Origin of the sequence: Streptomyces sp. SBT349, assembly GCF_001083795.1 — a bacterium.
Taxonomy (GTDB): domain Bacteria; phylum Actinomycetota; class Actinomycetes; order Streptomycetales; family Streptomycetaceae; genus Streptomyces.
Map to the genome: position 1 here is coordinate 1 of NZ_LAVK01000403.1, position 6,306 is coordinate 6,306.

Here is a 6,306-nt window from a genome sequence, read left to right on the forward strand (position 1 = left end):
CCCTCGACGGGGAGAACGCCATGCCGGATCACGTCGCCAGTCCGCCCTTCCCGCCCGGCGCGTCGGGCGGGAAGGGCGGACTGGCGACGTGATCCGGCATGGCGTTCTCCCCGTCGAGGGCCTGCGATATCCACCAGTCGAGCAGGGTTCGGATCACTCCACGGCTCTTTGACCATTCCATGGGGAAACGAGCACCGCGTCATGAACCCGGACGAGGACGAACACGCCGGTCCCCGAGGGGCGGGCCGCGTGTGATTGTCTGGCACCGCTTCGCATTCGAACCACTGCGCGTAGAGGTGTGTGCACCATGTCCCGTGTCGTTGTCACCGGGGGAAGCGGCAAGCTCGGCCGCGCCGTCGTCAGGGAGCTGCTCGACCACGGCTGGGACGTGGTCAACCTCGACCGCGTCCCCCCGCGCGAGGAGCTGTGCCCGTTCCTCCGGGTGGACCTGACCGACTACGGCCAGACCGTGGGGGCGCTGACCGCGGTGGACGACCGCTACGACCGCGTCGACGCCGTGGCGCACCTCGCGGCGATCCCGGCCCCCGGACTCGTCCCGAACACGGCGGTCTTCGGCAACAACATCACCTCCACCCACCACGTCTTCTCCGCCGCCAGGGTCGCGGGCATCCGCAACGTCGTGTGGGCGTCCAGCGAGACGGTGCTCGGCCTGCCCTTCGACACGCCGCCGCCCTACCTGCCGGTGGACGAGGAGTACCCGGGCAGGCCGGAGAGCACCTACTCGCTCGTCAAGCACCTGGAGGAGCAGCTCGCCGTCCAGCTCTGCCGCTGGGATCCGGAGCTGAAGATGGTCGGCCTGCGGTTCTCCAACGTGATGGAGGTGGCCGACTACGCCCGCTTCCCCTCGTTCGACGCGGACCCGAAGCTGCGCCGGTGGAACCTGTGGTCCTACATCGACGCCCGCGACGGCGCGCAGGCGGTGCGGAAGGGGCTGGAGTGGGACGGCGCCGGCACCGAGGTCTTCGTGATCGCCAGCCCCGACTCGGTGATGTCCACGCCGTCCGCCGAACTGGCCGCCGCCGAGTTCCCCGGCGTGGAGGTCGGGGGCGGACTGGGCACCCACGAGTCCTTGATGTCCACCGCCAAGGCCCGCCGCATCCTCGGCTACACCCCGGCGCACACCTGGCGCAACCACGTGTGAGGCGGCCGGAGAGACGGACAACGTGTCCGTCTCAGCCGCGAGTTATCCACAGGCGGGGGCCCGGGGGCGGGCCGCCGGACGCGGCGGGGACGGCCGCACCCCCACTGACCTGCGGGTTTTGAAACCGACAACGCGTCGGTTTCAGGCGGGCAGTTATCCACAGGGTCGGAAGAAATCGAGAGCGTGACCGTATGAAGATCGCCTCGTTGGTACATGTGCGCGGAGGCGACTGGAGTATGTGGCGACGAGCGTTCGTGAAGTGGTGGTTGCCGGTGGAGCCCACAGGGCCTGCCGGTCGTGCGGTAAGTGGCGAGTAGAGCAGATCTCCGCTCCTGGTCCCTGGATACGGGCGAACAAGATCCCAGCACAACCGAAGGAGATCGACTCGTCATGACCGACGAGAAGGTACTGCTCGAGTCACGCACATTGCGTGACGACCTGGCCGAACGCACGGACGCACTCGACAAGGTGAAGGGCCTCGCGATGCTGCCGGACGGGGTCCATGTGACGACGGAGGCGGTCGCCGCCTACTTCGTTGTCCACAGGGAGGTCATCGCCAAGTTGACCCAGCGGCACCGCGACGAGCTGGTCGCCAACGGGCTCCGGGTACTGAGAGGCTCTGACCTGCGGGTCTTTGAAATGGACAACCTGTCCTTTTCAAAGAAGAGTTATCCACAGGGGCGCGCCCACCTCACCCTCTACTCCCGCCGCACGGTCCTCAACGTCGCCATGCTGCTGCGCGACAGCGACGTGGCGCGCCTGGTTCGTACCTATTTGCTCGACGCGGAGAGCCGTCTGCCGCGTCAACGCGAGGGAATGGAGCGGGCGATTGTGGACATCGGGGAGGTTCTGCAAGAGCTGGGCCCCGTTATCCACAGGATGTCCGTTCGACTGGAGCATGTGGAAAACCGTGTGGATAACACGGAGCGTATCGTCTGCGCGATGAGCGAACGGCTCGCCGCCCTCCCGTAGTCGGGCCGCACCGCCGCCCCCACGAGGCGTGGCCGACGCACACCGCGTCGGCCACGCCTCTTCCTTGTGTCGCGGGCGGCCGATCACGATGCCGGGAACCACCTCCGGCCGCTCCCCTCAACCCGTCACATACCAGCCGTCGCCGTTCATCGCCGCCGAGACGACGAAGATCGACAGGCAGATGTCCACCACGCCCAGCACGATTCCCGCCTTGGCGGTACCGCTGGGGACGCGGCGGTGCGCGAGCACTCCGAGCACCACCGCGAGGACGCCGAGGACGAGACCGGCGAAGAAGAGGCCGACGATTCCGCTCACCAGAGCGCCGGTGGCCAGGCCACTGCTCTCGCGCCTCGTCAAGGAACCGCGGTGCGTCGCCATGTGAACCTCCCTCTCATAGAGGTTGTTTTCACGTGCGTGCAGCACCGGGTGCCCTGAGTCCCGCCCGTTATGCTCCCGTTATCCCACGGGATGGGCCGCTACTCGTCGTTGGCCACCTTCAGCACGCGCAGCCGCCGCCCCGCGTACCAGGTCCCGAGCACCGTGGCCACCGTCAGCAGGATCACCCCCGTCGGCAGCCCCACCTCCGAGGAGATGTCGGCGCCGTCGCCCGCGATCCGTTCCGCCAGGGCGAGCGACCACTGCTGGATCGACAGCGTCCGCGCCCCCGGGACCACGCTGCCGAACACGGCCTCCCAGATCAGCGCGTAGACGAGGCCGAACACGACGGCGTTGCGCGAGACCGTCCCCAGCAGGAGGAAGACGGCGCTGTAGGCGACCGAGGCGACGGCCGCCGCCACGGTGAACGCGGTGGCGATCTGCTGGCTGTTGCCGTTGAGGATCATCCCGGCCAGCAGGATCGGGACCGTCGTGAACGCCACGGTCACGCCGATCGCCACGAACAGCTTGGTGACGATGATCGTCATGCGGTCAAGCGGCTTGGAGAGCAGATAGACGATGGAGCCGTCGTCGATCTCCGGCGCTATCGCGCCCGTTCCCGCGATGACGCCGATCAGCGGCACCATCGAGGCGAGGGCGAAGGCGCCGAGGATCTCCGTCGCGGCACGGTCGTCCATGCCGCCGAGCGCGCGCACCACGACGGCGATGACCAGCAGCAGCGCGGGCAGGGACAGCAGGATCAGCGCGCGTCGCCGGCCGAGCAGCGCCCGGTAGGTCAGACGGGCGACGGTGTGGTTGTAGATCGCGGACATCTCACATTCCTTACGCGCTGACCAGGTAGGAGAAGACGCTCTCCAGGGACTCGTCCGACGGGGAGACCGTCAGCAGCCGGATCCCGTGCTCACGTGCCAGCCGCGGGAGTTCGGTGGTGAAGCGCCCGAAGTCGACGGCCTGGACGCGCAGGGCGCGCTCACCCGCGTCGAACTCGATGCCGCTGGTGGACTCGTCGGCGATCAGCGCCGCGGCGAGCGCGCGGTCGTCGGAGGACCGGACGAGGTAACGGTGCGGGCGGTCGGTCATCAGGCGGCGGATCTTGCGGTAGTCGCCCGAGGCGGCGTGGCGGCCCGCGACGATCACCTCGATGTGGGTGGCGAGCTGCTCGACCTCCTCCAGGATGTGCGAGGAGAACAGCACCGTGCGGCCCTCGTCGCCCATCTTCCGCAGCAGCTCCATCAGATGCATGCGCTGGCGCGGGTCCATCCCGTTGAACGGCTCGTCGAGCAGGAGCACCGACGGCTCGTGGACCAGCGCGGACGCCATCTTCACGCGCTGGCGCATGCCCTTGCTGTAGGTGGAGATGCGGCGGTCGGCCGCCGCCGACATGTCGACCGTGTCCAGCGCGACGCGGGCGGCGCCCTTCGGGTCGGGCAGGCCGTGCAGCTCGGCGTTGGCGAGCACGAACTCGCCGCCCGTGAGGTAGTCGTACATGCCCTCGCGCTCCGGGACGAGGCCGATGTCGCGGTACGCGGCGGCGTTGCGCCAGATCGGGCGGTCGTCCAGCGTGACGGCGCCCGAGGAGGGGGCGAGGAAGCCGCTCATCATGTGGATGAGGGTGGACTTGCCCGCGCCGTTGGGCCCGAGGAGGCCGGTGACGCCGGGGGCGATGTCCATGGTCACGTCGTTGACGGCGACCACGTTGCCGAACCAGCGGGACGTCTTGTCGATGTGGACGGTGGTCACAGGCCCGCCTTCCGGTAGCGGCGCGTCAGCAGGACGTAGCAGAGGGCGGTGAGGGCGGCGGTGGCCGCCAGGTAGGCGACGCCCGCCGCGTCGCTCGGCATGACCTCGCCGGGGAACTCCACCTCGCCGCCGAGGAACGTGGCCTCGATCCCCTCCATCAGCGTGCCGGGAGAGAAGAGCGCCAGCCAGCCGACCGCGTCGGTGTTCCCCTGCTCGTCGGCGACGGCCATGATCGCGGTGGCCGCGAAGTAGGGGATGGTCAGCACCGCGATGATGGCCGCGACGCCGAAGCCGCGGCGCGGCGTGAACGAGGCGATCAGCAGCGAGATCACGGAGTGAAGGACGCAGAAGATGGCCGTCATCAGCAGGCCGCGCAGGAACGCGGTGGTCTGGCCGCCGAACCCGAGCTCCGCGAGCAGGCCGCCCGCGTAGGCGATCACCAGCGGGATGCCGATGAAGAGGAACAGCGCCACGGCCAGCGCCGCCGCCTTGGCCGCGACGTAGTCGGAGCGGTCGATCGGGCGCGAGAAGTAGAGCGGGATCGTCTTGAACCGCAGGTCGAGCGAGACCATCTGCGGGGCGGCCAGCGCCAGGTACAGGCCGATGATCGGTTGCAGGAACATGGCGTAGGCGGTGTAGTCGATCGGCAGCTCGTCCAGGCCCGTCGTCACCGCGACCGCCACCATCACGACGGCGGGCAGGCACATGATCGCGAAGAGGCCGAACGGCAGCACCTTCGCGCGGGCCGAGCGGCCGAGGCCGAACGCGCCACGCAGCGAGTGGACGAGAAGCGAGCGGCGCGCGTACATCGCGCCCAGGCGCTCGCCGTCGTAGCGCCGGTAGCCGATGTCGTGGATGCGGGCGTCGTGGGCGGGCGCGTCCGGCCCGCGCACGCCGTGGCCCGCGGGAACCGGGGGCATCGCCTGGCTGCTCATGTGGTCACCTCCTGGGCCATCGCCACGGCGGCGGCCTGCTCGTCCTGGAACACCTCGGCGATGCGGTGCCTGCGCTGTTCCATGCGGATCAGGCCGAGGCCCAGGTCGGCGATGGTGTCGCGCACCGCGTCGTAGACCGCGTCCTCGGCGGCGTCCACATAGACGAGGTGGCCGGCGCCCGCGGTCACGGCGAGGCCGCGGCCCGCGAGCGCGGCGGTCAGCGCGCCGGTGCCGTCCGGGTGCGCGTCGCTGTCGGTGACCTCGACGGCGAGTGACGCGGTGACCTCGGTGAAGCTCGCCGTGGTCTGGGAACGGAGCAGCTTGCCACCGTCGATGACCACGATGTGGTCGCTGGTGCGCTCCAGTTCACCGAGCAGGTGTGAGGTGACCAGCACGGATATGCCGAAGTCGCTGTGGATGCGGCGGATCAGGCCCAGCATCTCGTCGCGCCCGGCCGGGTCGAGCCCGTTCGTCGGCTCGTCGAGCAGCACGAGGCGCGGGTCGTGCACCAGGGCCTGGGCGAGCTTGACCCGCTGCTTCATGCCGGTCGAGTAGCCGCCCATGGGGCGGTACCGCTCCTCGTACAGGCCGACGTGGCGCAGGGTGTCGGCCGTGCGCTCGCGCGCCGAGGTGCGCGGCAGGCCGGACATGCGCGCCATGTGCACGACGAACTCGGTGGCCGAGACATCGGGCGGCAGGCAGTCGTGCTCGGGCATGTACCCGACCTGCTCGCGGATGGCGCCGCCCTCCTCGGCCGAGTTCTTGCCCAGCACTTCGGCCGTGCCCTCGGTCGCCGGGGCCAGGCCCAGGAGGATCTTGATCAGGGTCGATTTGCCAGCCCCGTTGGCGCCGACCAGGCCCGTGACGCCCGGCCCGATGTCCACGGTCAGCCGGTCAAGAGCGGTCACCTTGGGGTACCGCTTCGTCAGGCTTTCGGTCTTAATCACGCTCACGACGACGACGCTAGTGGGATTGTGCACCCCGCGCGTCCCACTCCGGTAGGGCGGTCGGAATCCGCCCCCTAGGGGACGCGTACCGCCGCGGAGTGGCCCGCGGCCCGGCCGTCCGCCCCCGATCCCGCCCCTGGCCGGGCCTTTCCCC

The 6,306-nt window shown here is 69.7% G+C and carries 7 protein-coding genes; 2 read left to right on the forward strand and 5 right to left on the reverse strand.

Annotated features, from left to right (window positions below):
- Positions 1-307: 307 nt before the first annotated feature.
- Together ADY01_RS31250 and ADY01_RS31255 are read left to right on the forward strand one after the other, a co-directional pair.
- Complete coding sequence (locus tag ADY01_RS31250) at positions 308-1,162, forward strand: NAD-dependent epimerase/dehydratase family protein (RefSeq protein ID WP_049580090.1); 855 nt, start codon at positions 308-310, stop codon at positions 1,160-1,162.
- 390 nt (positions 1,163-1,552) lie between these two features.
- Positions 1,553-2,134 carry a hypothetical protein gene (locus ADY01_RS31255; protein ID WP_053171405.1) on the forward strand — a complete coding sequence of 194 codons (582 nt, stop codon included), beginning with the start codon at positions 1,553-1,555 and terminating at the stop codon, positions 2,132-2,134.
- Between the two features lie 117 nt (positions 2,135-2,251).
- Here the strand turns inward: ADY01_RS31255 and ADY01_RS31260 are convergent, their stop codons facing one another.
- The 5 genes from ADY01_RS31260 to ADY01_RS31280 form a co-directional block, all read right to left on the reverse strand.
- A complete protein-coding gene (locus ADY01_RS31260) occupies positions 2,252-2,512 on the reverse strand; it encodes a DUF4190 domain-containing protein (RefSeq protein ID WP_053171408.1) in 261 nt (86 codons plus the stop codon).
- A 98-nt stretch (positions 2,513-2,610) separates the two neighbouring features.
- Positions 2,611-3,333: an ABC transporter permease subunit gene (locus tag ADY01_RS31265; protein WP_049580095.1), complete on the reverse strand. Its 723-nt coding sequence runs from the start codon at positions 3,331-3,333 to the stop codon at positions 2,611-2,613.
- Between the two features lie 19 nt (positions 3,334-3,352).
- Positions 3,353-4,270 (reverse strand): ABC transporter ATP-binding protein, encoded by a 918-nt coding sequence (locus ADY01_RS31270; RefSeq protein ID WP_049580091.1) that lies wholly within the window; start codon positions 4,268-4,270, stop codon positions 3,353-3,355.
- Positions 4,267-5,205 carry an ABC transporter permease subunit gene (locus tag ADY01_RS31275; protein WP_078900773.1) on the reverse strand — a complete coding sequence of 313 codons (939 nt, stop codon included), beginning with the start codon at positions 5,203-5,205 and terminating at the stop codon, positions 4,267-4,269. The genes ADY01_RS31270 and ADY01_RS31275 overlap by 4 nt, the downstream gene beginning before the upstream one ends.
- Positions 5,202-6,158, reverse strand: a complete 957-nt coding sequence (locus ADY01_RS31280) for an ABC transporter ATP-binding protein (protein WP_049580092.1) — start codon at positions 6,156-6,158, stop codon at positions 5,202-5,204. The genes ADY01_RS31275 and ADY01_RS31280 overlap by 4 nt, the downstream gene beginning before the upstream one ends.
- Positions 6,159-6,306: the final 148 nt, after the last annotated feature.